Source organism: Dolichospermum sp. UHCC 0315A (assembly GCF_008121535.1).
GTDB classification, from domain to species: domain Bacteria; phylum Cyanobacteriota; class Cyanobacteriia; order Cyanobacteriales; family Nostocaceae; genus Dolichospermum; species Dolichospermum lemmermannii.
Window position 1 is genome coordinate 4,105,279 of record NZ_CP043056.1, and the last position, 23,890, is coordinate 4,129,168.

Below are 23,890 nucleotides of genomic sequence, written 5' to 3' on the forward strand. Positions count from 1 at the left end.
ACGACACTTGTAGTGTGAGTATTGCAGCAACAGTCAATATATTTACCAACAAGCTATATTACCTGATAGATAAAAATAAATTATGTATATAGTTCGTTGATTAATTACAAATTATATGATTTGGAGATGAAAATGTTGTGACAAATCAAGTAAATACCCAATCAGTTCTGACATTTGATGGTCAAGATGACTACATAAATTTTGGCAAAAATGATATTGGTGGTGTGTTTGCTCAGGGGAGTTCAGCCTTTACGATTTCCGGATGGGTGAATCCGCATCAACTCACCAATAAAGCAACTACATACGGGGCACACAATGTATTTTTTGCCCGTTCTTCAGATCGATACAGTGATAATTTTGAATTTGGCATCAGTGAAGAAGGTAATTTAGATGTATACATTGATGAAAATATTGACAATGTTATTAAAACCTTTGGCAATGGAGAATTAACCATCGGACAATGGCACTTCTTTGCCATTGTTTTTAATGGTGGTCAACTGACTATATATCTTGATGACCATGAATATACTGGGTCTTTGACAGGTTCTTCTTTGAACAAAGCAACTAGTCCTATAACCATGGGGGCGACTTTACACAATAATGTATACTTTACAGGACAGTTGGCAAATATTAGCGTCTGGAATTATCCCTGCACTCAAGACCAAATCCAAACGCATCGCTCTAGTCCTCTAGTTGGAAATGAACCAGGATTAGTAGCCTACTGGAGATTAAACGAAGGAGAAGGAACAACTGTCCAAGACCAGAGTGGAAATACCCATAATGGAACCTTGTATGGTAATCCCAGTTGGAATTTAGCACAAGTTCCATTTGCGATCGCACAATCATCCAGCGAGGGACACAGACCAAGTAGTTCACCTGCAGAGATAGCCGAAATCTCCCAAACTACCGAATACCCACAACAGGAACAAGCGCAAACACCCTCTCAAGAGGAATCGAAACAAACTATGAATAATACAGCAAATCCCAAATATAAAATACTTGCTATTGATGGCGGTGGTATTCGGGGTATTATCCCCGCAATCATCTTAACTGAAATTGAAAAGCGGACACAAAAACAGATTTTTAGTTTGTTCGATTTAATTGCAGGTAGTTCCAGCGGAGGAATTCTCGCACTCGGACTAACTAAACCGCGATTAGATTTAGCAGGATCTGATAGCCCACCCGTCGCCCAATACAGCGCTGAAGAACTTCTGCAAATATATTTGGAATATGGGGCTGAGATATTTTACGAGCCATTCTGGGAACAATTACTCGGACAGCTAGAGGATATATTCGTTCAACCAAAATATTCTTCAGAGGGGAGAGAAGAAATTATCAAGCAATATTTTGGCGACAGCCCTTTAGAAAATAATCTCAAAGAAGTTTTCGTAACGAGCTACGATATCGAGCAGCGAATTCCCATATTCTTTACTAATAAGCTCGAAAAACAACAGACTAAATCGAAAAAGTTTCGCAAGTTATGCCTAGGTTTTACGCTCACAGATGCAGCATTGGCAACTAGTGCAACTCCGACTTATTTTGCTCCCTATCGTGTTTCCAGTTCCCATAATACCGACGGCTTCTATACATTAGTGGATGGGGGATTAGTTGCGAATAATCCCGCTAATTTGGCTATTTTAGAGGCGCAAATTAGTAAGCAAGAAAATCAACAAGCCCTGAATATAGAGGATATCTTGGTAGTATCCTTGGGTACCGGTTCCCTGACCAGTGTCTACCCTTATGACCAAGTGAAAAATTGGGGACTATTGCAATGGACAAAGCCGCTGTTAAATATGGTGCTTGACGGCGGGAGTGAAGTAGTAGCTGGAGAATTAGAACGGTTGTTTGAGGCTACTAATAAAGGTCATAAAACTTCTTATTATCGGTTTCAACCATTCTTAAAAAGTGAACTCGAAGATATCGATAATGCCAAACCAGAAAATCTGCGCCAATTACAAACTTTAGCGAATATACTGATTCAAGAAAAAAATCAAGAAATCGATGAATTGTGTAGTATCTTGTTAAGCTAGAGACTTCCAAAATAAAAAATATCCCATATTTAGGGTGCGTCAGCCGAACGGTTATTAATTGAAATCACAGATTGATAAGATTGTCAGCAAAAGTATCACAATTTTAGGTAATTACAATGGACGAAATCGTTAAAAAATTGGCTGGTCTGGGTCTTCCTGGCATAATTCTCGTGGTTTTAGCAGTTTCATCAGCAGGTAGTAATGCTGCTATTGTTGCTACCCTCACATCTGTGGGAGGACCGTTTGGTATCCTCGGAGGTATAGGTCTGCTTGGTCTGACAACAGTTGTAGGGGATACTGTAGCAGGCTATGGAATTGAAGCTATTCTCAAGGCTATATATACAGAACGTAGCAAAACCGAATCAGTCAGATTTCTGCTCAAAGAAATTAAAGATTTGCCCATTTCAGACGACCTAAAACTCAAACTGAAAAATCACCTCAGTCCCGAAGCCAATACTTCTGCTGAAGCACCAGCAGAACCAAGGGAAGTGGAAATTGTCGAGGAATAATTTCTGGATTTACCCTTCTGTCACAGTCAGTAACTCAGTCCCTTTAGGACTGAGCTTGCCAGAAAAGCAGAAACTTACACAAATATAGTTCTTTTTCCCTTTTTTATGACCATTTTTATTTATATGATTTGACTTACATTCAGGACACTGCTAGTGTGTTAATTTTGACACTGATGGACTAGAATGGCGTTCCGCTTCGATTCTCGTACATTCTCGCAAACTGTCATGAATTTGGATTGACTATGCTAATACTCGTTTAGTCCCAGCCTTTGGTAAATTGCTGCGTGGTAAAGATACACAGGAACAAGAACAGGGACGAAGAGAGTTTTTAGAATCTCTTTTGTATATTGAAGAAGAAGGATTAGGTAAACTGTCTGGTAATGATCCTTACTGGTTAGGGGAAAATTTGAGTTTAGTGGATATTAGCTTCTATCCTTGGCTTGAAAGATTACCAGTTTTAGAAAAGCTCGTGGTGGATTAGACAGCGCAACTTATACCTGGGGTAATCAATATTCTGCCAAAAAAGCCAATACTTGGCAGGGAATCTTTCCCTTTTTCAACACCAAAGCCGACGGTTATGTAGGAACTGCAAAAGTAGGCTCTTTTCCAGCTAATGGTTATGGACTTTACGACATGACCAGTAACGTTTGGGAATGGACTTCCGACTGGTTCAGCGTAGGACATGACAACAAAGCCCACAGTATCAACCCCACTGGACTAAATAAAAGTTTTGACCCTAAAAAACCCACAGAAACTGCCCTTCATGTCATCAAAGGCGGCTCTTACTTCTGTGCGCCAAACTATTGTAGCCGCTACCGTCCAGCCGCACGAGAATCAGAATCTCCTGATACCGGAACAACCCATATCGGATTTCGCTTGGTAAAGAACTTACAAGACTAACGCAAAATATCTCTCGAACCCTCTTATCTCCGTGTCCTCTGTGCCTCTGTGGTTCGTTAAAAGATTAAGTTTCGCGCAAAGACGCGAAGGAGCAAAGGCGCAAAGTTGTTAATTTTTATACAAGGTTATTGTATGTCAAGTTCAATTCTACGGGTGCTGTCTCTATCTTTACTCATCACATGGTTGATGGTGACAAGCCCCGCATTAGCAGATACGGGCAAAGTATTACCGATTAATCCACCATCTTTCAACGGTAAAATCGGCATTACTTACAAAGAATCAACACCAGATTTTCCCGCACCAATTAAAGCCCCTGAAAAAGCCCCCAATGTACTATTAGTATTATTGGATGATGTGGGTTTTGGGCAAGCGAGTACCTTTGGTGGTGCTATAGAAACCCCGAATTTAACTCATTTAGCGGAAAAAGGATTACGTTACAACCAATTTCACACTACAGCCCTTTGTTCACCTACCAGAGCAGCTTTATTAACTGGACGCAATCATCATTCAGTGGGTACAGGTGTAGTTGCAGAGTTAGCATCTGGTTTTCCTGGTTACACAACTATTTTACCTAAGAGTGCAGCTACTGTAGCGGAAGTATTACGGCAAAACGGCTATAACACCGCAGCTTTTGGTAAATGGCACAATACACCAGATTATGAAACTAGTGCAGTTGGTCCATTTGACCGCTGGCCGACAGGGTTAGGATTTGAGTATTTTTACGGCTTTTTGGGTGGTGATACTAACCAATGGAGTCCGGCTTTAGTCGAAAATACCAAGCGGATTGCACCACCAACTAATAATCCTGATTACCATTTGACTCCAGATTTAGTAGATCATGCCATTAGCTGGATTCATTCTCAACAGTCTATAGCCCCCGATAAGCCTTTCTTTACCTATTTGGCTACAGGTGCTACCCATGCACCCCATCACGCCCCCAAGGTCTGGATAGACAAGTATCAAGGCAAATTTGATCAAGGTTGGGATAAATTACGAGAAGAAACCTTTGCCCGACAAAAACAATTGGGTGTAATTCCTGCTAATGCCCAACTTACTCCCCGTCCCAAAGAATTACCAGCGTGGGATTCCTTATCTCCAGATGATCAAAAAATTTTGACGATCCGAATGTGATCAGTGTAATTATGGTGACGAGTTTATTAATGATGGTATCTGTTCTGATTTTGGGTAAAAACTTACCAGAATTAGATCAAGAACAGGGTGTAGATTTAGAAAAGGTAGAGGTTTCGTGATGACATAATTGCTGGTTATGGAGTTGGTTTTTTTGGCTGATGATATGTATGACGATGCTTACAGCAGATTTCGCTCTAATGAGGTACTTATGTAGCGGGCAAGATGCCCGCACTACAAGAGTTTCATGATTCAAGTGGGTTTTGTCTGTGTAGCCGAGATTTATAATCGTCAGGACTTAATATTACATCCTTTCTAAAACCTTAATTCCTAACAAAGATAATCCCAACTTGAGAGTTTTTGCAGTTAAATCACATAACATTAACCGCGAAGTTCTAGCAGGTTCTTCAGATTTGAGAACAGGGCAATTTTCATAGAACTTATTAAACTTATCGCTGAGTTGATACAAATAATCACACAAACGATTTGGTAATAAATCCTGTTCTACTTCCTTAATCACTTCATCAAGTTGCAAGAGATGTTTAGCTAAAGTTAATTCTGCATCTTCTTTTAGTAAGATTTGGCGATTTATTCCTAAGTTGGTAAAATCAATATTCCCTTGACGACTAATACCTTGAATTCTCACATAAGCATAGAGAAGATAAGGGGCTGTATTGCCTTTGAGAGATAACATTTTGTCATAACTAAAGACATAACTGCTGGTGCGATTTTGGCTTAAATCTGCATATTTAACCGCACTAATTCCCACAACTTCCGCAACATTTTGCATAAATTCTTCTGTTTCTGTGCGTTCATCTTCTTGTAATCTATTTTCTATGTCTGCACGAGCGCGGTTAATAGCTTCATCTAACAAATCTCGTAACCGCACAGTATCCCCAGAACGAGTTTTGAATTTTTTGCCATCTTCTCCTAATACTAACCCAAAAGGAACATGAACTAATTCCACATCTTCAGGAATCCAATTTGCTTTTCTTGCGACTTGGAAAAATTGGGCAAAGTGGTTAGATTGTCCTTCGTCTGTCACATAAACAATCCGCTTGGCTTTATCTTCTTGAATGCGATAACCTAAAGCTGCTAAATCTGTGGTTGCATAGTTATAACCACCGTCAGTTTTTTGGACAATTAAAGGTAAAGGATTACCTTCTCTATTTGTAAAACCATCTAAGAAAACACATTTTGCCCCTTGGCTTGATTCTAATAATCCCGTTGTTGCTAAATTTTCCACAACTTTTGGTAATAGTGGATTATAAAAAGATTCACCTCTTTCTATTAATTCAACATTGAGTAAATCATAAATGATTTGAAATTCTTGTCGAGATTGTTCACATAACAATTTCCAAGCATGAAACGTATCTTCCGCACCAGCTTGTAATCTCACAACTTCTTGACGGGAAGTTTCTTGAAAAACCGGATCTTCATCAAATCGCTGTTTGGCTTTGCGGTAAAAATTAACTAAATCTCCAATATCTAAAGCGTTGGCTGTGGTAAGTGCGTCTGGATAAACTTCCCGCAAATAGGTAATTAACATCCCAAATTGCGTACCCCAATCACCAACATGATTTAACCGCAAAACATCATGACCACAAAATTCTAAAATTCGGGCAATGGAATCACCAATAATAGTCGAACGTAAATGGCCGACGTGCATTTCTTTGGCAATATTCGGACTAGAAAAATCAACAATTTGCTTTTGTGGATTTGTTGCTGTGGGTATTCCCAATCTAGAATCTAATTGAATGGCGTTAAGTTGTGCTTCTAAATAAGAAGTTTGTAATTTGAGGTTAATAAAACCAGGACCCGCGATTTCTGGAGGTTCACAAATATCAGATACATCTAGTTTACTAACGATTTCCCCAGCAATGATTCTCGGTTGCTTTCCCAACTTTTTACTTAAAGATAAAGCCACATTAGCTTGATAATCACCAAATTTAGGATTACTGGCAGAAACCAAAATTGGATCTGTATTGGTATAATCTGTACCAAAAGCAGCTACTAAAGCCTGTGTTAATTTTAGTTTTAGTTGTTCTTGTGTAGCGTTCATTATGTAAATTCTATCTGTGTCAAAGGTGCTGTAATCCTTGATTTTAACTTGAAAATATAATCAATTAAAGAGAATTATCTAGTAGTTTGTCAAGATAAAAATGATGGACTGTAGTGTGAGCGTCTCGCTCACGCGGGCAAGATGCCCGCACTACCAAAAACCCGTCAAAATAAATTTGACGGGTAATGATAGGAAAAAACTTCTGTTTTTCCCTCCCCTACTCCCCCTTCTCCCCCTGCTTGCCTTTACCCCGTCATTTTTGGATTGATAAACTACTAGATGGCAGCATTCAGCCAGCGTCACCGTTTTTCTAAAAATTTTATCCTTGAAGATTTAGTCTGATGGCGGCTAAAATTGTTACGATAATTTCAGATTAGTTGTTGAAACCTTGATTCAATCTGAAACCTTAGAATTACTAGAGTGGCCTCGCTTGTGCCAGCACCTTTCCACCTTTGCGGCAACTAAGCTAGGGGCAATAGTTGCGCGTGACTTGCCGATTCCTGAAACCCAGGTAGAAAGTGAACAGTTATTAGCGCAAACCAAAGAAGTTTACGAACTGGAAAGTCGTTTACATCCAGGATTATCCTTTGAAGGAATCCAAGATATCGGTGATTCCCTAGAACGGGCAATACTCCAAAGTATTTTACCTGGAGAGGAACTATTAGCGATCGCTACCACCCTGGCAGGGACAAGAAATTTACGCCGTGTCATTGATAATCAAGAAAATGTCCCAGTTTTAAACGATTTAGTTTCCCAATTACGGACGTACCCAGAATTAGAACAGGAAATCCACCGTTGTATTGATGAACGGGGAGAAGTAACTGATCGCGCTAGTCAGAAAATGGGGGAAATTCGGGTAGAATTGCGGAAAATCCGCAGCCAAATTACTCAAAAACTCCAAAATATTATCCAAGCAAAATCGGGAGCAATTCAAGAACAGTTAATTACCCAAAGAAGCGATCGCTTTGTCATCCCCGTCAAAGCCCCCCAAAAGGACGCAATTCCCGGCATTGTTCATGACACCTCCACCAGTGGCGCAACCCTGTATATAGAGCCTAGCAGTGTCGTTCCCTTGGGTAATCAACTGCGGCAAATCTTCAGAAAAGAGCAAACCGAAGCCGAAGCCATTCGTCGGACTTTGACGGAGAAAGTAGCCGCAGTTACCCCAGATTTAGAAAGGTTATTAGCCATTGTCACCACCTTAGATCTAGCAGTTGCGAAAGCTCGTTATAGTCTGTGGATAGGTTCTAACCCCCCGCGCTTTATCAATCGTCAAGACAATGAAATTATCACCTTGCGAAATCTGCGCCACCCGTTATTAGTATGGCAACAGCAGCACGAACAAGGAAATCCCGTCATTCCAGTAGATTTGCTGATCAGTCCCCAAATTCGGGTAGTCACCATCACAGGACCAAATACAGGTGGAAAAACGGTAACTTTAAAAACCTTGGGATTAGCGGCTATCATGGCGAAAGTGGGTTTATTTGTTCCTGCCCGTGAACCCGTAGAAATGCCGTGGTTTTCGCAAGTTTTAGCTGATATTGGCGATGAACAATCTTTACAACAGAGTTTATCCACGTTTTCAGGACATATTCGCCGCATTAGTCGAATATTAGAAGCAATTGATGAGGGAACAGGGAACAGGGAACAGGGAACAGGGAAAGAGACAGAGGAGGATAACTTTTCCCAATCACCAATTATCAATCACCAATCACCAATCACCAATCACCAGTCCCTCGTATTACTGGATGAAGTTGGTGCAGGCACAGATCCGGTTGAGGGTAGTGCATTAGCGATCGCTTTACTCAAATATCTCGCCAATCATACCCAGCTAACAATGGCTAGTACCCACTTTGGCGAACTCAAAGCCCTAAAATACGAAGATTCCCGATTTGAAAATGCTTCCGTAGAATTTAACGAAACCACCCTTTCACCCACTTATCGGCTATTGTGGGGGATTCCTGGACGTTCCAACGCCTTGAGTATTGCCTTGCGTTTAGGGTTAAAACCAGAAGTAGTAGCAGAAGCGAAAACTCAAGTTGGAGAAGCCACAGACGAGGTAAATCAAGTCATTGCCGGTTTAGAAGCCCAACGTCGCCACCAAGAAACCAAAGCCGCAGAAGCCCAAAAAATATTACGTCAAGCCGAACGATTATATAAAGAAGTTTCTGACAAAGCCGCTGCTTTAGAAGCCAGAGAAAAAGATTTACGGGCTTCCCAAGAAATTGCCGTTCAACAAGCAATTACCCAAGCCAAAGGCGAAATTGCCCAAGTTATCCGCCGCCTGCAAAAAGGCACACCTAACGCCCAAGATGCCCAACAAGCTACCGCATCCCTAAGTCAAATTGCTCAAAAATATGAGCCAGCCCCGCCACCTAAACCTAAAGCTGGGTTTATGCCCAAAGTCGGCGATCGCGTGCGAATTCCCAAATTAGGGCAAACCGCCGAAGTTTTAACAATTCCTGATGCTGACGGCAATTTTGCCATCCGTTTTGGCATCATGAAAATGACAGTCCAACTCCAAGATATAGAATCATTAGATGGACAAAAACCCGAACCCATAGTTAAAGCAAAACCAGCCCCAGCCGTAGTTACACCACCACCAGCCCCAGCCATTCGCACCTCTCAAAATACTGTAGATTTGCGCGGAAAACGCGTAGCTGATGGCGAATATATCTTAGACAAAGCCATTTCTGAAGCCGCTGGACCCCTATGGATTATTCATGGACACGGTACTGGCAAACTAAAGCAAGGAGTTCACGCTTTCTTACAACAACATCCCAGAATTACCCATTACGAACCAGCAGCACAAGCCGATGGTGGTAGTGGTGTCACTATTGCTCATATCTAAAGGGAACAGGGAACAGGCAAAATTATTACAACTAACAACTGTACGGGCGAAGCATTTGGAGAACTATTTTTGGCAATGACCGATAATTTATCTTCCCAATGCTTCGCCCCTATTAACAACTGTACGGGCGAAGCATTTGGAGAACTATTTTTGGCAATGACCGATAATTTATCTTCCCAATGCTTCGCCCCTACTAACAACTGTACGGGCGAAGCATTTGGAGAACTATTTTTGGCAATGACCGATAATTTATCTTCCAAATGCTTCGCCCCTACTAACAAATCTCGTTTCCAAATAGGTAACAACACCAGCGTCTTTCAGCTTAATCATCTATGCTAAAAGTTATGCACTCAACCGCTAATTCCACTATACCAAAATCAGCTTGGGAGGATTTAAGTCAACTCCCAGCCTCGAATACAATTCAATGGGAAAATATCAAAACTCAGTTAGATTTAGTGCTATTAGCCCTAGAGACCTTAACTGGCATTGGTTCAGAGGCAATGCTATCAGCCGCAGTTAGTCTGGATTTAGAATCAAAAGTACCAGATCGGGTAGCCCTGTGGCGATTGCGGCAATCGAATCCCCTTCGCAAAAGTCAAGGAGGACGAAAAAAATTAGATGTAGAAGAAGCGCGATCGCTAGTTTTAATTATCTGTTATCTCGCCAAGCAGCACCAGGAATTAATTCGCCGGGCTGTCGGTTTATTAGAGCAGATGACAGCAAATAAGCAACAACCTCACCAAACTGCGTTATTGGGAGATTATATAGATAGTTTTTGTAATACTTACCAAGAACGCATGGAAGAGGAAGAAGCCACTCCTGGGGATATACTTACCCACCTAGCCCTAAAACTGTTAATAAATTTACTCTTTTATAGTGCCGGCGGTGGACACCGTCGTTTGTGGTTAGCACTCATAGACCTTTCCACAAAATAATTTGTGATTTGCGATTTTCACTCCCAATCTAAAATCCAAAATTCCCTATTTTTTTCGTTGAAATTGTTGTTATGTCTCTATCAAATCCTGTCATTCGTCGCTATACCCCCCCCACTTGCACACTAGAAATCTGGGCGGAAAACTCCCCTTTGTCCCGGTGGACAGACAAAACTATTATTAATGATCCTAGTTTTCGTCTGCAATTTGATGATCCACAACTACCAGAAGCACAGAAAATTATCATCCAGGGTGATCACCAGCAGCTAGAAGTTTTATGTAATATTGTTACTACTTACGTTCAAAAGCTGCTGCAACAATCTGCCGAAGATTTTAGTATCACTTTAGCAGGTAATGATTATCCCCATACAGGATCAGAAGCAGCTCCAGAATCGCCCGATATTCCCCCGTCTGCCTTTCCTACCCAAAATTTACGATCCTTTAACACTCAAATTCCCCAAACGAAAGTTTATTTAGAATCTAGTAGTAATTTAACTCACAAACTCTTTTTTGGTGATCTTGCTAACCAGACATCTGGACAGGTAATTAAACTGAGTTTACTACAACTATTTGATTTAGCAACAGCTTTAGATGAATACACATCTGATATGATTGTTTTACCAACTACTAGTAGTCAAACTGTCAGGCAGAATCTACCTAAGTGGGCCCCTATAGCCGCAGTTTTGGTATTAGCAGCCGGCTTAACACCATTTACCTGGCAATATGCCAAGAATATTCAGAAAAATCGGCAGAGAATAGCTAAAAATAGTCCTGAGTCCGTCAAACCAGTGGCGATAGAACCTTCTGTACAAGACACTACAGCAACGCCGCCACTCCCTTTAATCACGCCTCAGCCCCAACTGATACCACCACTTACTAACTTTAGTACGCCCTTACCGCCGCTTTCCGTTCCTAATACAACTATCCCTGGGACACCAACCACAACATCTCAGCCGTCATTAACCATACCATCCGATACTTCTTCCTATCCTATTCCTCGACAAATTCTTGATAGCCCGAAAGTAGCAAAAGCCATACCAAATTCTTCAAGTATTCTGGCTAAAAAAGGCATGAATACCCCTAAATCTCAGAATTTGCCATCTAATATTTCCCCACCATCTCAGTCTGTTGCCACTATCCCCAACAATAGTTTTAGTAATCTTCCTAACATAATTCCCACTCCTTTTGCTCCGGAATTACCGCAGGATACTGTAGGTATCGCTACGCCAGATCAGCCATCTCCAGCGGAAAATAAAGAGAATTTAATTAGGAAATTAAGAACTGCAACTAAAACTACGTCAGGTACACAAGTTACTAATAATAAGACTTTATTTGATACACCTCAAGTAGCAGAAGCGAGAGAATACCTCAACAAACGTTGGCAACCACCAACTGGCCTCTCTCAAGCCTTAGAATATAGTTTAACATTGGGTATTGATGGTACAATTGAAAAGATTTTGCCCTTAAATAAAGTTGCCAGAGAATACATTGATAGTAGTGGCATTCCCCAAATTGGGAAACCTTTTGTTTCTACTAATAAATCTGGGCAAAACTTGAGAATACGAGTTATTCTCAATCCTGATAGTAAAGTGCAAACATTTCCAGAAACACCATAGGAATTAAAAATTAGAAAAAAAGGAAACAGGGAACAGGGAACAGATAAGAAACAAAAGTTTCTGAGTTCAGAGCTTCAGTCAAAAAAAAGATGTTTTTAAAAGATGCGTAGCCCGAAAAAGAACAGTATCATTATTTCAATCTCATGTTTTTAAACATGAGTTTTTTCTGTTCCCTGTTGCTTCGGAGTTCCCTCTGAACTAATAATTTTGCTTCGATTGCTCTTTTCTAAATTATAAGTAGGTGAACGGAAAAAAACCGTAGACGCGGAGCGGCTTCTCGAAGAGTAATATGTAATGAAAAGTAAAATCGCCCAAACCCTCTTCACTCTTGCCTCTGGTTACTGAGCGAAGTCGAAGTATTGCCTCAAGCCTAGTGCCATAACGACGATTTTCAATGCTAACCTACTTAAAATCTAAATAGGTTAATTAGAAGAGGACATTTTATCTAGGAAAATCTTAGTGGTACTATCTTCTACTCTCGTATAAATATAAGTTTCCGGCTCTTTGATTTTGTGAGTTTTGAAGATTTTTTCGGCACGCTCCCATAAATCTGCATCCTCGCCATAGGGAATATTATTAAATCCCTTTAATTCAAAAAACATCGGTCTTTTTCCAAAAAATGTAGCACCGACAACGCATTCTCTAATATTAATTGTTTGATCAGGTTGAAAATAATCAGGAACAGAAAATTCCTCCTCAATTTCACATCCACCTTCAATCAAATCAATCTCTGGATTAGCCTGCATAAATTCCAGCCGCGACTCTAGATGATGGGGTTTATAGGTATCGTCACTGTCAATAAACGTGATATAGTTACCAAAAGATGCTTGAATACCCGCATTTCTGGCGTAAGCAGCTTTCCGATTTTGATGTTTAAGATAACGGATATTATTAAATTTTTGTAAGTAACTATTGACAATTTCAAAAGTATGATCTTGGCTACCATCATCCACTACAATTAATTCAAAATCCTGAAAAGTTTGCTGAAGGACGCTATTTATGCAGTCGTTTAAGTATTTTGCTCGATTGTAGGTACATAAAATAATCGAGATTGTCGGCTTAGGGTCAAAATTTATACTAGGCATTTTTTTGAGGTTGAACAAAAGTTCCCTGAAATTAGGTATAACTCGCATATTATACGTTATTTATGGATTACTATAAAAATCACCCATTTGTTCAAAATCATTAAATATTATGAATCAAAATCAGCTTATTCAACAAGAGTTAAATCCTCAAATTACAGTTGTTATGCCAGTGTATAATGGCGAAAAATATCTTGATACAGCAATCAAGAGTATTTTAAATCAAACGTTTACGAATTTTGAATTTGTCATTGTAGATGATGCTTCAACAGATAGCAGCGCAAGAATCATTAATTCCTATAAAGACAAACGCATCAAATTAATTCAAAACAATGTTAATTTGGGGATACCCACAACTAGAAATAAATGTTTGCAAGAATCATCAGGTGAATACATTGCTGTTTTAGATTGTGATGACTATGCATATCCATCAAGATTAGCAGAACAATTTGAGTTTATGGAAAATAACCCAGACTTTGGTATGGTTGGGTCTTGGGTTGAATTAATGGATGATCATGATAATTTGACGGGTGAAGTATGGAATGAGGAAGAACCCGATCAAAAAATTCCTTGTAGGCTGTTATTCCATAACTATTTTGCTCATTCAGCGGTTTTGATGAGAAGAAGTGCAATCAACGCAGTTGAGATAAATGGAGAGGTTTATAGAAAAGATTATCCAAATGCTCAAGACTATGATCTATGGGTAAGAATATCAAAAAAATTCAAAGTTTGGAATCTTCCCAAAGTTTTAATTAAATATCGTGTACATTCTAATTGTATAAGTCTAAAAGCCGCAAATTTAGTTGAAAAATTGACCTGTAAAATAGTTACTGATCAAATCAATGATTTAGGTATTCAACCCACGGATAAAGAATTAGCATTACATAGACAAATAGGATCTTATAATCCCCAGGAAATTGATACATCTATAGAGTACATGAAAGAAGTAGCAAATTGGTTGACAATACTCAGAAATGCTAATAATAACACAGGTTTATACAATCATCATGATTTTAATCAAGTTCTAGCAGATTTACAGTTATTTATATTTTGTCATTGTCTTAAACAACAAGAAATGGAACTACACAGATTAGAATTGATTACCTCATAGCAATACCTTGTCCAAATTGGAAAAAGCCTTGATTTGTAGGTTGGGTTAAGCGATAGCGCAACCCAACACCCCATCACAAAAAGGCCTATGTCTATGGGGAAAAATGCAATATTCCTTGTTCAGCATCTAATATTGCTTTTACCCCCACAGGTAAAGCAGCATTGGGGCTATCATGACCAAAGGGGAGATTAGAAACTATGGGAATACCCAAATCACCCAAACAATCGCGCAATACTTCCTCTACAGTAAAACTAGGTATATTAGGTGGGGCTTCACACTTAGTAAACCCTCCCAAAGCAATACCACGAACTTTAGATAAAGCCCCGCTCAAACGCCACTGTGTCAACATCCTATCAATGCGATAAGGTGTTTCTGTCACATCTTCCCAGGCTAATATTACACCATCGAGGTCGGGTAAAATCGGTGTTCCTAAAAGATGGGTTGCTACTGTCAGATTACCAGGAAGCAAGATTCCTGTTACTGTACCACCACCCCAACCACAACCTTTTAAAGGTGCGAGGGGACGACCTTCTACTATGTCCAATAACCGCTTGATTGACCATTCTGACTCATTGGCTAGGGTAGTCATGACGGGACCATGTACACTGGCAATTCCGGCGTTGTAGAGACTCCAAAGTAGGGCTGTAATGTCAGAAAAGCCGATTAACCATTTAGGGGTAATGGTATTTTCTTGCCAAGTCCAATCTTCTAAAATCCGGCTACTACCAAAACCACCTCTCGCGCAGAGAATACCCTTGCATTCTGGATCTTGCCATGCTGTGGCTAATTGTTGACGACGGTGGGCATCTGTACCAGCTAGATAACCATGTCTATTATCTATGTTATCGCTAATTTTAATCCGATAGCCGTGCGACTTCCAAATTTCCACACCTTGATTAAAAGCTTCAACTTCTCGCAATGCACCACTGGGGGCAATGACGCGCAGTAAATCACCGGGTTTGAGGGGTGGGGGTTTGAGGGTAGATTTGAGATTTTGAATGTTAGACATCAAGAGAATTACTGGCGGTTGTTAAATTTTGGGTAGATGTGGTATTTGTATCGGTGACAGTAAGTTTCTGATTTCCGCCGATATTTTCCCGTTGGTTAATTAAATAAATACTGATTAAGGTCAGAAAAACCCCAAACCATTGAATAGTAGTCAGGACTTCATTGAGAAAAATATAACCAAATATTAAAGCAAAAACGGGTGTGAGAAAAGTCAGAGAACTTAAACTGGTGAGATTGCCACTAGAGGCAAAGTGGAAAAATAATCCGTAAGCGATCGCACTGCCAAATACAGTAGCATAACTTAATGCCAACCAATCTAATAGTACAAGATTTTCCCACTGTTGAGATTCTAATACTGAAGAAATTCCCCACAAAGGCAAGCCACCGATAATCATGTGCCATCCTGTAGCTGTTACTGGATCTACATATCGGCACACAAACCGAATCATCACCGTTCCCACAGCCATTGATAAAGCAGCGAGTAACATTAATAACTCACCGCGATTAAATAACTCTTGCCAATTATCTATGGAAATGGTGATTCCTGAGTCAAAAAGATGAAAAATCCACTCTTGGGGTAAACCAATCAAACTAATTCCTGTGATTCCCAAACCTAACCCTAACCATCCCCATAATCCAATATGTTCTTGAAATAACCACAGGGAAAGTAAGGCTACTGCTAGGGGTTGGGAGTCTATCATTACCGAACCTAAACCAGCATTGGTTCTGACTAAACCTTCAGCTAAAAAGCCTTGAAATAAAGTGCCATCAACTAAAGCAAATATAATAATCCACAACCACCCTAACCAACTTTGAGGTTGAGGTTTACCCATAAATGCAGCCACCATGAGAATTAACACCCCCGCAGGTATTAATCTGACTCCAGCCATAAATAGGGGTGTGGTGTGAGGAATTACGCCTTTCATGGCCACCATTGCTGTACCCCAAAGGAAAAAAGGAGCAATTAATAGTAGATACGCGAGGGGATTTTTAGATCCACTGAGTTGCACTTGCATGAGATGATTGTGGTTTTTATGAATAGATGAAAAAATTAGTTTAACTGATTTTACGGTTTTTAAAGTCTTGGTGAGTGGAAATAAGATTTTAATAAGTATTAACCGCAGATGAACGCAGATGAACGCAGATAAAGATGGATGAATTCAGGGATTTTAGGATGCTGTTAGGAGAATGTATGATTACAACTAAACCCAGGGTTGAAGATAGTTTTGGGATGACATTAGCACCATTGTCTGTGGAAGAAATCTACAGTCAGGCAGATAATCCTGCTAATGGTGCGGTGGTAGTAATGAGTGGTATGGTTCGTAATCAAACTGATGGTAAGTCTGTGGTAGCTTTGGAATATCAAGCTTATGAACCAATGGCTTTGCAGGTATTTTATCAAATTGCTGATGATATTCGTGATCAATGGCCTGATGTGAGTCGGGTGGTGATATATCATCGCATTGGTAGATTGTCTGTTGGGGAAATTAGTGTGGTTGTGGCTATCGGTTGTCCTCATCGTGGTGAGGCTTTTGCCGCTTGTGAGTATGCTATTAATACATTAAAACACAATGCGCCGATTTGGAAAAAGGAACACTATAGCTTGCTGGGTGAAGATGGTTCTCCAATAGCAGAGTCTAGTTGGGTATCTATTAAAGATTGTAAACACTGAGAAACCAAGAAAAATACATTGGTTATTGATTGTAATATAGGTTGGGTTGTTCGCGTCAACGTTGCGAAGCAATGGAACTAAACCCCATATTAACCCTAAGATACCAATAAATGGTGTTGGGTTTCCTTGGGTCAACCCAACCTACTTACTAGGTGAACACAATAAAACTAAACTGTGTAAAGAAATGTAAAATCGCTGAAAACTTCTTTACTCTTGCCTCTTGCCTCTGGTTACTGAGCGAAGTCGAAGTATTGCCTCAAGCCTAGTGCTATGACGACAATTTTCAACGCCAACCTACTAATACTACTTAACAGGGATAGAATCAACATCCACAGTTTCACCAGCCGCAGGGGCATGATTAGCCGGATTGCTGGTACTATTTTCTACAGTTCCTTTTTTGGCCTTCCAACCATCAAGAACTAAGGAAGAAACTTCGGAAACGAATAAACTTAACAATAAAACATCATCAATTTGGCCAATAATAGGAATAAAATCTGGAGAAATATCTAAAGGACTAATTAAATAGGCTACCGTGCCGATAATTATCCACCAACGGTATTTAGGATTGCGTAGAGTGTTCCGATACCATGTGTACAGGGATTGAATTGAGAAGTTCATGTTCTTAACCTCCAGTGATTTTTTTATTTTGGCAAATAATCCTCTAAACTCCCGGTGGGAATAACCGTCATATTGTGTATAGAAGATGTTACTCCTGAGTAATTAGTTAGAAAAGTTTGTGAGTAATGCAAAACTCTCTAAAATGAAAATGCTTTGACTACTAGGAATGGAGAGAGGAAACCCACACAGTGGATATTTTAGATTTATTCAAGAAAGGCGGGCCCTCCATGTGGCCTTTGCTAGTTTTATCAGTCCTATCACTAAGTGTGATTTTTGAACGGCTGTGGTTCTGGTTACGGATTCTTGCTCAGGAAAAAGAAATAGTCAATCGGGTTCTGGATGCTGCTGGTGAGGATTGGGGAATCGCTGAAGCAATAGCTGAACAAGCCAAAAATCAGCCCATTGGCAGATTTTTATACGCACCTTTAAGCTTACAAAAAAGTGATCCAGAAACCTTTAGATTAGCCCTAGAATCCACCGCAGCGGACGAAATAGCCGGAATGCGTCGGGGTGAAAAACTTTTAGAAGCGGTGATTGCCCTTTCGCCACTGTTAGGATTATTGGGTACAGTTCTGGGTTTGATTCGTTCTTTAGGTGCAATTCGCATTGGTGATTTGGGAACTGAATCTACAGCCGGTGTCACCACGGGGATTGGGGAATCGTTAATTAGTACAGCAGCGGGATTAATAGTAGCGATCGCTAGTTTAGTATTTTACCGCCTATTTCAAAGTTTTGTTGTTAACCAAGTTAAAATTTTCAACAAAGCTGGTAATGAAATGGAACTGCTTTACCGTCAATATCCTCCCGAACCTAAAACAATTAACACAGAAAGATTCTCAAAACGCACCTCTAAAAATTTCGATTCATCTTCTCAGTTAGAATCAAAAACATTTATCCAAGAACCGGAAAATGAGCCAGATGATACAGATAATTACAGTTTAAACCTTGGAAATTCAGCAAATTTACCAGATGACAAGGTTGATAATGCCAATTTGAAATCTGGAGAAAAACAAGAAGATGAAAGTTAAGCTAGATACTCCGACTGAAGACGTTCAGATTCAAATTATCCCCTTAATTGATGTTGTTTTTTGTATTCTGACATTCTTTCTCTTAGCAGCTTTACAATTTACTCGTCAACAAGCAATTAATGTTGACTTACCCAAAGCTAGTACAGGCGAAAATTCTGCGGCTAATTCCCAAATTAAAAGCAAAATATTACCTGTAACAATTGATGCTATTGGATTGACTTACATCGAAAAAGAACCTGTGAAACAGGAAGAATTAGAAGCACGTTTAAAACAATATATCCAAGCCAATCCAGATGGAATTTTAGTATTGAATGCGTCGCGGACAGCTACTTATAACGACGTGATTCAAACATTGGATTTGCTGAGAAAAGTAGGAGGAAATCGTGTATCTTTGGGAATTATCCCCGGTTCATCTCAACCACTGACAAATTCACCCAATTTCCCAACTCCTCCCATAAATAATAATCCCACCATCCCAGGAATTAACTCACCTGACAATTTGAGGTCTTTACCACCGGTTAACCCAAATCCCCTTCCCACAGCCGGGAACGGAATTAATCCCGGTACTTTACCTCAAGCGCCTGTAACACCAGGAACTAATAATTCTTCTCCTCAAAATTAAAACCATTTTGTGAGAAATTTTGGATATTTCTTCCCCATATTTTCCTCAATAATTAGGAATTTATGGGGATATTTTTAGGTAAATTTAAATAAGTGCATTTAGGAGAAAAAACCATGAAAGCGATATTAATGACAGCAGCGGGTAAACCGGAAGTTTTAGAATTACAAGAAGTTCCCCAACCCATACCCACAAATAAAGAAATTTTAGTGAGAATTTTAGCGGCTGGTGTTAATCCCATTGACACAAAATTACGTCAACGGGGGACATTTTACCCTGAACAAATGCCAGCTATTTTAGGATGTGATGGTGCAGGTATAGTGGAAGCTGTGGGTAATGATGTCCAAAAATTTGGCGTTGGTGACGAAGTATATTTTTGTTATGGTGGTTTGGGTGCAAAATCTGGAAATTATGCAGAATATACCATTGTTGATGAAAGATTTGTAGCCTTTAAACCCAAATCGGTTTCTTTCACCGCAGCAGCAGCAGCACCTCTGGTTTTAATCACTGCTTGGGAAGCTTTATATGAACGGGGAAGACTTGAACCAGGAGAAAAGGTATTAGTTCATGCTGGTGCGGGTGGTGTTGGTCATGTGGCTATTCAATTGGCTAAACTCAAAGGTACAGAGGTAGCGACTACGGTTAGTTCTCTAGAAAAGGCTAATTTTGTCACTCAACTTGGTGCGGATAAAATCATTTTTTACAAAGAAACTGATTTTGTCGCATCTGTATTAGAGTGGACTAATGGTGAAGGTGTAGATTTAGTTTTTGATACTGTTGGTGGTGATACTTTTGAAAAATCTTTTCCCGCAGTGCGACTTTATGGGGATATTGTGACTATTCTTGAACCGAAAGCTAACACTGTTTGGAAAGTTGCTAGAAATAGAAATCTCCGCATTGGTTTAGAATTAATGTTAACACCGATGTTGTTAGGAAATGTGGAAGCGTTAATACATCATGGAGATATTTTACAAGAATGTGCTAATTGGATAGATGAAGGGAAGTTAAAAATTGAAGTTAGTCAGACGTTCCCTTTAGCGTCAGCAGCAAAAGCACACGCTTTAGTGGAAACTGGTTCTGTGCTGGGTAAGGTTGTTTTGTTAAATTAATCATTAAGTAGGGAATTTGTTGAGATTGTTTTGTCACTTTAGTTATTTACAAAGATGGGATTTTTCTCAACTTTGGCAAATAAAAAACACCGTTAAAAAAATAAACTTATTATCTGCGAAATTAGGAAAAATCATCATATCTAATTCCGCAGTAATATTGTTTATTTGTATATTTGCTATATTTTTATTTCCTATTCCTACTTTTGCAGTCCCAAATGAACCCATAACTTTAACTTGGGAATTATTACAAGAAAGAGTTAAATCCCCAATTTTGCGAGATGGTAGTTTAACTGTAGATTTAAGAAAAATGGTGATTGATTTACGTCCAGAAAATGGTATTTTCCGGGATGATTTTTACCAATTACTCAGAAAAGAATTACAAAAAACTGGTGCGACGGCTTTGGGTTTAGATTTGAGTAATTCTGTAATTGAAGGTGATTTTTATGGGAGTGATTTGGGTTTAAGAACTCCTGTTTATGCTCAAGGTATAGCCCAAATTTTCACACCTATGGAACGGGAACAGTTAGAAAGTTTACGTTCTGTATGTTTGCAATCTTTAACAAGGGCTTTTCCTAATTCTAAAGATTGTAAATCTTTGTTGAATAATCAGTCAAATAATTCTAGTAGTATTTCTGTGTTTCGTGGGGCTTTAATTATGGTAGAAAGTCGTTTTAATGGTGAGGTAAAATTTCCGAATACGTTCTTTCTGCAATCTGTAAATATTCAAGGGGCAAATTTTTTAAAACCTACTAATTGGGAGGAATCAAGATTTAGTAGAACTGTGAGTTTTAATGGGGCTATTTTTCACGCTCTTAGTAGTTTTCAAGGTAGCATTTTCTTTGACAAAGCTAATTTTCAAAATGTCAAATTTCTAGATGCTGCTAATTTTCAAGGTGATGTATTTTGTGATGATGCAAAATTTAATCAAGGAAAATTTCAACAAATAGTTAGGTTTAATAGTAGTTATTGGCAAAAAAATGCTGATTTTTCTAGTGTGATTTTTAATAATCAAGTAAACTTTAATAGAGCTAATTTTCATCAATTTCTATTCATGAAAGATGCTATTTTTAAACAAGGACTAATTTTCCGAGAGTCTGAGTTTAATCAATCTGTGGATTTGCAAAGTGCAAGTATTCTTAATCAAGCTGATTTTAGTGATGTTAAGTTTGCGGAAACAGCATTTTTAAATGTTTCTGATTTGGTGTTTAATTCTAATCAAGCGAAAATTTTAGGTAATGTTGGAGAAATTGGCAAAAAGTTGATTGTCCCCACTTTACGCGGTAATCAAAATATTTTGCGGAATTTAAGTCAAAATTTCCGGTTACAACAGCAGGTTAGTGATGCAAATCAGTTAGAATATACAAAACAACGGTTAAGGTTAATTGAATTAAGTCATCAGTTGATAGCTATTAATATTAATACTGCTGCTGTGAATAGGTTGATAAATTTAGGTTTTTCCGCAACCCAAGCGGCTGAAATTCATCAATATCGTCAAATCAAACATTTTCGGAATATTAGCGAGTTACTAGTTTTAGCAGATGTGGATTTAGAAATATATAATCAGTTAAGTGATAGAATTATTGCCACTGAACCTCTGGTTTTTAGTGGGTGGGTAGTTAGATCTTTAAGTTGGTTGTTATTGAGTTTATTATTGTTGTTAAGTGGTTATGGGACAAACTTTTGGTTAGTATTTGGTGTGGGTGGTGTAGTTATTTCCTGTTTTGGTGTATTATTTTGGTTGGTTGATCGCTATCGTCGTTTGTCTCCTGTAGCAATTATTCCTAGATATTATGAAACTGTTTGCATATTATTGAGTTTTATTTGTTTAATATCTGGTAGTTTATTAGCAATTTTTCGGAATTCTGGGAATCCTTGGTTAACTCTACTGTGTTTATTTTTCATTATTTTTCCCTTACCTGGAATTTTATTATGGCGACTTTATCAACAAGGACGTTATCATGATTTAATGGATATTTCCTATTTTCGAGAAGATGGAACATTAAGACAATTGAGATTATTAATTGGGAGATTACCAGTTATTCCTAGAAATCCTAGTTTCCGGGAAAGATATATGCCGCTATTATGGGATAAACGTTGGAATTGGCTGAATTATTATGATTTTAGTTTGAATAATTTGGTGAGATTAGGATTTAATGATATCCGTTTACGTGATGAACATTTACCAGGAATTATCTCTACTCTGGCTTGGTATCAATGGAGTTTAGGATTACTTTATATTATTCTCGCTGGTTGGACTCTCTCGCGGACAATTCCCGGCTTGAATTTATTGATTTATCTCAAATAGATTGAAAATTTTTCAACTTTTATAAAAACAAGAACTTTATTTTTTACCGAATATTCTTGTACAATATACAGACGGTAAAATTACTTATTAATCCCATTAATCACAAGGTTGATAATTTATGACTGTAGCTAGAATTGGCATCATTGGTGGTAGTGGGTTGTATAAGATGGAAGCACTGAAAGATGTGGAGGAAATAGAAATTTCTACCCCTTTTGGTTCACCCTCGGATGCGATTATTCTCGGAACTTTAGAGGAAACACGAGTGGCATTTTTAGCACGTCATGGTCGTAATCATACGTTGTTACCTTCGGAGTTGCCATTTCGGGCTAATATTTACGCTATGAAGCAATTGGGGGTAGAATACCTGATTTCTGCAAGTGCTGTAGGTTCTTTGAAGGCTGAAGCTAAACCCCTAGATATGGTAATTCCCGATCAATTTATTGACCGAACCAAGAATCGCATTTCTACCTTCTTTGGTGAGGGAATTGTGGCGCATATTGCTTTTGGTGAGCCGATTTGCCATAATTTAGCTAGTATTTTAGCTGAGGCGATCGCTTCTTTAAGTTTACCAGATGTCACATTACATAATGGTGGTACGTACGTATGTATGGAGGGACCGGCTTTTTCTACTAAGGCTGAATCTCATCTTTATCGGAGTTGGGATGCTACAGTCATCGGGATGACAAATTTACCCGAAGCGAAGTTAGCCAGGGAAGCAGAAATCGCCTATGCAACCTTGGCGCTGGTGACGGATTATGATTGTTGGCATCCTGATCATGATAGTGTGACGGTGGAAATGGTGATTGGGAATTTACATAAAAATGCAGCAAATGCACAAAAGGTAATTCAAGAAACTGTGAAGCGGTTGAGTGCAAATCCCCCTGCTAGTGAGGCGCATTCGGCTTTGAAGTATGCGATTTTGACGAATTTGGAGAAAGCACCAGCAACAACTAAGGAGAAGTTGGCTTTGTTGTTAGAGAAGTATTGGTAAGGGAATAGGGGATGAGAACTGACTGACTAAATCGGTCTATTCTCTCGCCCATGATAGACATTCCCGCACTCGTTAATGTTCCACTCCTGAACCAGTGCGACGGCAACTGATTATCTGACTAAACCCTTTACAGTTCAAAAATTGCTAATGCTGATAGAGCAATATCTCAATTTAGATTATTGTTCAGGTGTACAAACAGGATACAAGACTTGCTGATTGGGTGCAAGATGGGCTAAAAGATGTTATCACAAGAATAAAATAGTTGTCTAACCAACTTCCATCTACGGTAAAGTAGTGAAACAATAGACTTAATTTATAC

At 39.1% G+C, this 23,890-nt stretch carries 20 protein-coding genes and 2 pseudogenes; 15 read left to right on the forward strand and 7 right to left on the reverse strand.

Features of this window, described 5'->3' with window-relative positions:
- The first annotated feature begins 137 nt into the window (after window positions 1–137).
- Together BMF77_RS19570 and BMF77_RS19575 are read left to right on the forward strand one after the other, a co-directional pair.
- The gene (locus BMF77_RS19570; RefSeq protein ID WP_148765141.1) at window positions 138–2,030 is read left to right on the forward strand and encodes a patatin-like phospholipase family protein; all 1,893 of its coding nucleotides are present in this window, start codon (window positions 138–140) and stop codon (window positions 2,028–2,030) included.
- Window positions 2,031–2,146: 116 nt separating this feature from the next.
- On the forward strand, window positions 2,147–2,539 hold the full coding sequence (locus BMF77_RS19575) for a hypothetical protein (RefSeq protein WP_148765143.1): 393 nt from the start codon (window positions 2,147–2,149) through the stop codon (window positions 2,537–2,539).
- A 72-nt stretch (window positions 2,540–2,611) separates the two neighbouring features.
- On the opposite strand, the pseudogene BMF77_RS27415 reads toward BMF77_RS19575, so the two are convergent.
- Window positions 2,612–2,689 (reverse strand): annotated as a pseudogene (locus BMF77_RS27415) (IS1 family transposase); the annotation flags it as partial.
- A 79-nt stretch (window positions 2,690–2,768) separates the two neighbouring features.
- On the opposite strand from BMF77_RS27415, the pseudogene BMF77_RS19580 reads away from it, so the two are divergent.
- The 3 genes and pseudogenes from BMF77_RS19580 to BMF77_RS19590 form a co-directional block, all read left to right on the forward strand.
- A pseudogene (locus BMF77_RS19580) lies at window positions 2,769–3,002 on the forward strand (glutathione S-transferase C-terminal domain-containing protein); the annotation flags it as partial.
- The gene (locus BMF77_RS19585) at window positions 2,987–3,439 is read left to right on the forward strand and encodes an SUMF1/EgtB/PvdO family nonheme iron enzyme (RefSeq protein ID WP_246863169.1); all 453 of its coding nucleotides are present in this window, start codon (window positions 2,987–2,989) and stop codon (window positions 3,437–3,439) included. The pseudogene BMF77_RS19580 and the gene BMF77_RS19585, both read left to right, overlap by 16 nt.
- A 132-nt stretch (window positions 3,440–3,571) precedes the next feature.
- Window positions 3,572–4,570, forward strand: coding sequence for a sulfatase-like hydrolase/transferase (locus BMF77_RS19590; RefSeq protein ID WP_246862968.1), 999 nt, complete (start codon window positions 3,572–3,574; stop codon window positions 4,568–4,570).
- A gap of 301 nt (window positions 4,571–4,871) precedes the next feature.
- Here the strand turns inward: BMF77_RS19590 and argS are convergent, their stop codons facing one another.
- Window positions 4,872–6,629, reverse strand: a complete 1,758-nt coding sequence (gene argS / locus BMF77_RS19600; RefSeq protein WP_148765145.1) for an arginine--tRNA ligase — start codon at window positions 6,627–6,629, stop codon at window positions 4,872–4,874.
- A 388-nt stretch (window positions 6,630–7,017) separates the two neighbouring features.
- On the opposite strand from argS, the gene BMF77_RS19605 reads away from it, so the two are divergent.
- Window positions 7,018–9,480, forward strand: coding sequence for an endonuclease MutS2 (locus BMF77_RS19605; protein WP_148765147.1), 2,463 nt, complete (start codon window positions 7,018–7,020; stop codon window positions 9,478–9,480).
- Here BMF77_RS19605 and BMF77_RS19610 read toward each other — a convergent pair.
- Window positions 9,477–9,761, reverse strand: a complete 285-nt coding sequence (locus tag BMF77_RS19610) for a hypothetical protein (RefSeq protein WP_148765150.1) — start codon at window positions 9,759–9,761, stop codon at window positions 9,477–9,479. The genes BMF77_RS19605 and BMF77_RS19610 overlap by 4 nt on opposite strands.
- 51 nt (window positions 9,762–9,812) lie before the next feature.
- Here BMF77_RS19610 and BMF77_RS19615 point away from each other — a divergent pair, with 51 nt between their 5' ends.
- Complete coding sequence (locus BMF77_RS19615; RefSeq protein ID WP_148765152.1) at window positions 9,813–10,415, forward strand: DUF3038 domain-containing protein; 603 nt, start codon at window positions 9,813–9,815, stop codon at window positions 10,413–10,415.
- A 71-nt stretch (window positions 10,416–10,486) separates the two neighbouring features.
- On the forward strand, window positions 10,487–12,028 hold the full coding sequence (locus BMF77_RS19620) for a DUF4335 domain-containing protein (RefSeq protein ID WP_015079734.1): 1,542 nt from the start codon (window positions 10,487–10,489) through the stop codon (window positions 12,026–12,028).
- Window positions 12,029–12,450: 422 nt separating this feature from the next.
- On the opposite strand, the gene BMF77_RS19630 is transcribed toward BMF77_RS19620, so the two are convergent.
- Window positions 12,451–13,113, reverse strand: coding sequence for a glycosyltransferase family A protein (locus BMF77_RS19630; RefSeq protein WP_041457867.1), 663 nt, complete (start codon window positions 13,111–13,113; stop codon window positions 12,451–12,453).
- Between the two features lie 109 nt (window positions 13,114–13,222).
- On the opposite strand from BMF77_RS19630, the gene BMF77_RS19635 reads away from it, so the two are divergent.
- The gene (locus tag BMF77_RS19635) at window positions 13,223–14,221 is read left to right on the forward strand and encodes a glycosyltransferase (protein ID WP_148765154.1); all 999 of its coding nucleotides are present in this window, start codon (window positions 13,223–13,225) and stop codon (window positions 14,219–14,221) included.
- Window positions 14,222–14,312: 91 nt separating this feature from the next.
- Here the strand turns inward: BMF77_RS19635 and BMF77_RS19640 are convergent, their stop codons facing one another.
- Window positions 14,313–15,230, reverse strand: a complete 918-nt coding sequence (locus tag BMF77_RS19640) for an LD-carboxypeptidase (RefSeq protein ID WP_148765156.1) — start codon at window positions 15,228–15,230, stop codon at window positions 14,313–14,315.
- Window positions 15,223–16,245, reverse strand: coding sequence for a DMT family transporter (locus tag BMF77_RS19645; protein ID WP_148765158.1), 1,023 nt, complete (start codon window positions 16,243–16,245; stop codon window positions 15,223–15,225). The genes BMF77_RS19640 and BMF77_RS19645 overlap by 8 nt, the downstream gene beginning before the upstream one ends.
- 176 nt (window positions 16,246–16,421) lie before the next feature.
- Between BMF77_RS19645 and BMF77_RS19650 the strand changes: the two genes are divergently transcribed.
- Window positions 16,422–16,901 carry a molybdenum cofactor biosynthesis protein MoaE gene (locus BMF77_RS19650; protein ID WP_168204468.1) on the forward strand — a complete coding sequence of 160 codons (480 nt, stop codon included), beginning with the start codon at window positions 16,422–16,424 and terminating at the stop codon, window positions 16,899–16,901.
- 303 nt (window positions 16,902–17,204) lie between these two features.
- Here the strand turns inward: BMF77_RS19650 and BMF77_RS19655 are convergent, their stop codons facing one another.
- Window positions 17,205–17,519 carry a YkvA family protein gene (locus tag BMF77_RS19655; RefSeq protein ID WP_015079740.1) on the reverse strand — a complete coding sequence of 105 codons (315 nt, stop codon included), beginning with the start codon at window positions 17,517–17,519 and terminating at the stop codon, window positions 17,205–17,207.
- Between the two features lie 188 nt (window positions 17,520–17,707).
- Here BMF77_RS19655 and BMF77_RS19660 point away from each other — a divergent pair, with 188 nt between their 5' ends.
- From BMF77_RS19660 to BMF77_RS19680, 5 genes are all read left to right on the forward strand, one after another.
- Window positions 17,708–18,547 carry a MotA/TolQ/ExbB proton channel family protein gene (locus BMF77_RS19660; protein WP_148765161.1) on the forward strand — a complete coding sequence of 280 codons (840 nt, stop codon included), beginning with the start codon at window positions 17,708–17,710 and terminating at the stop codon, window positions 18,545–18,547.
- Window positions 18,537–19,169, forward strand: a complete 633-nt coding sequence (locus tag BMF77_RS19665) for a biopolymer transporter ExbD (protein ID WP_015079742.1) — start codon at window positions 18,537–18,539, stop codon at window positions 19,167–19,169. Before BMF77_RS19660 ends, BMF77_RS19665 begins: the two co-directional genes overlap by 11 nt.
- 113 nt (window positions 19,170–19,282) lie before the next feature.
- Window positions 19,283–20,275: a zinc-dependent alcohol dehydrogenase family protein gene (locus tag BMF77_RS19670; protein ID WP_015079743.1), complete on the forward strand. Its 993-nt coding sequence runs from the start codon at window positions 19,283–19,285 to the stop codon at window positions 20,273–20,275.
- A gap of 16 nt (window positions 20,276–20,291) precedes the next feature.
- Window positions 20,292–22,580, forward strand: coding sequence for a pentapeptide repeat-containing protein (locus tag BMF77_RS19675; protein ID WP_210422235.1), 2,289 nt, complete (start codon window positions 20,292–20,294; stop codon window positions 22,578–22,580).
- 118 nt (window positions 22,581–22,698) lie between these two features.
- On the forward strand, window positions 22,699–23,571 hold the full coding sequence (locus BMF77_RS19680) for an S-methyl-5'-thioadenosine phosphorylase (protein WP_148765163.1): 873 nt from the start codon (window positions 22,699–22,701) through the stop codon (window positions 23,569–23,571).
- Window positions 23,572–23,890 lie beyond the last annotated feature (319 nt).

What these genes read in the sequence shown, in the direction of transcription:
- BMF77_RS19655 (WP_015079740.1), bottom strand. Translation starts at nt 17,519, where the DNA reads ATGAACTTCTCAATTCAATCCCTGTACACATGGTATCGGAACACTCTA.
- BMF77_RS19645 (WP_148765158.1), bottom strand. Translation starts at nt 16,245, where the DNA reads ATGCAAGTGCAACTCAGTGGATCTAAAAATCCCCTCGCGTATCTACTA.
- BMF77_RS19590 (WP_246862968.1), top strand. Translation starts at nt 3,572, where the DNA reads ATGTCAAGTTCAATTCTACGGGTGCTGTCTCTATCTTTACTCATCACA.
- BMF77_RS19680 (WP_148765163.1), top strand. Translation starts at nt 22,699, where the DNA reads ATGACTGTAGCTAGAATTGGCATCATTGGTGGTAGTGGGTTGTATAAG.
- BMF77_RS19615 (WP_148765152.1), top strand. Translation starts at nt 9,813, where the DNA reads ATGCTAAAAGTTATGCACTCAACCGCTAATTCCACTATACCAAAATCA.
- BMF77_RS19670 (WP_015079743.1), top strand. Translation starts at nt 19,283, where the DNA reads ATGAAAGCGATATTAATGACAGCAGCGGGTAAACCGGAAGTTTTAGAA.
- BMF77_RS19575 (WP_148765143.1), top strand. Translation starts at nt 2,147, where the DNA reads ATGGACGAAATCGTTAAAAAATTGGCTGGTCTGGGTCTTCCTGGCATA.
- BMF77_RS19640 (WP_148765156.1), bottom strand. Translation starts at nt 15,230, where the DNA reads ATGTCTAACATTCAAAATCTCAAATCTACCCTCAAACCCCCACCCCTC.
- BMF77_RS19635 (WP_148765154.1), top strand. Translation starts at nt 13,223, where the DNA reads ATGAATCAAAATCAGCTTATTCAACAAGAGTTAAATCCTCAAATTACA.
- BMF77_RS19620 (WP_015079734.1), top strand. Translation starts at nt 10,487, where the DNA reads ATGTCTCTATCAAATCCTGTCATTCGTCGCTATACCCCCCCCACTTGC.
- BMF77_RS19630 (WP_041457867.1), bottom strand. Translation starts at nt 13,113, where the DNA reads ATGCCTAGTATAAATTTTGACCCTAAGCCGACAATCTCGATTATTTTA.
- BMF77_RS19665 (WP_015079742.1), top strand. Translation starts at nt 18,537, where the DNA reads ATGAAAGTTAAGCTAGATACTCCGACTGAAGACGTTCAGATTCAAATT.
- argS (WP_148765145.1), bottom strand. Translation starts at nt 6,629, where the DNA reads ATGAACGCTACACAAGAACAACTAAAACTAAAATTAACACAGGCTTTA.
- BMF77_RS19650 (WP_168204468.1), top strand. Translation starts at nt 16,422, where the DNA reads ATGATTACAACTAAACCCAGGGTTGAAGATAGTTTTGGGATGACATTA.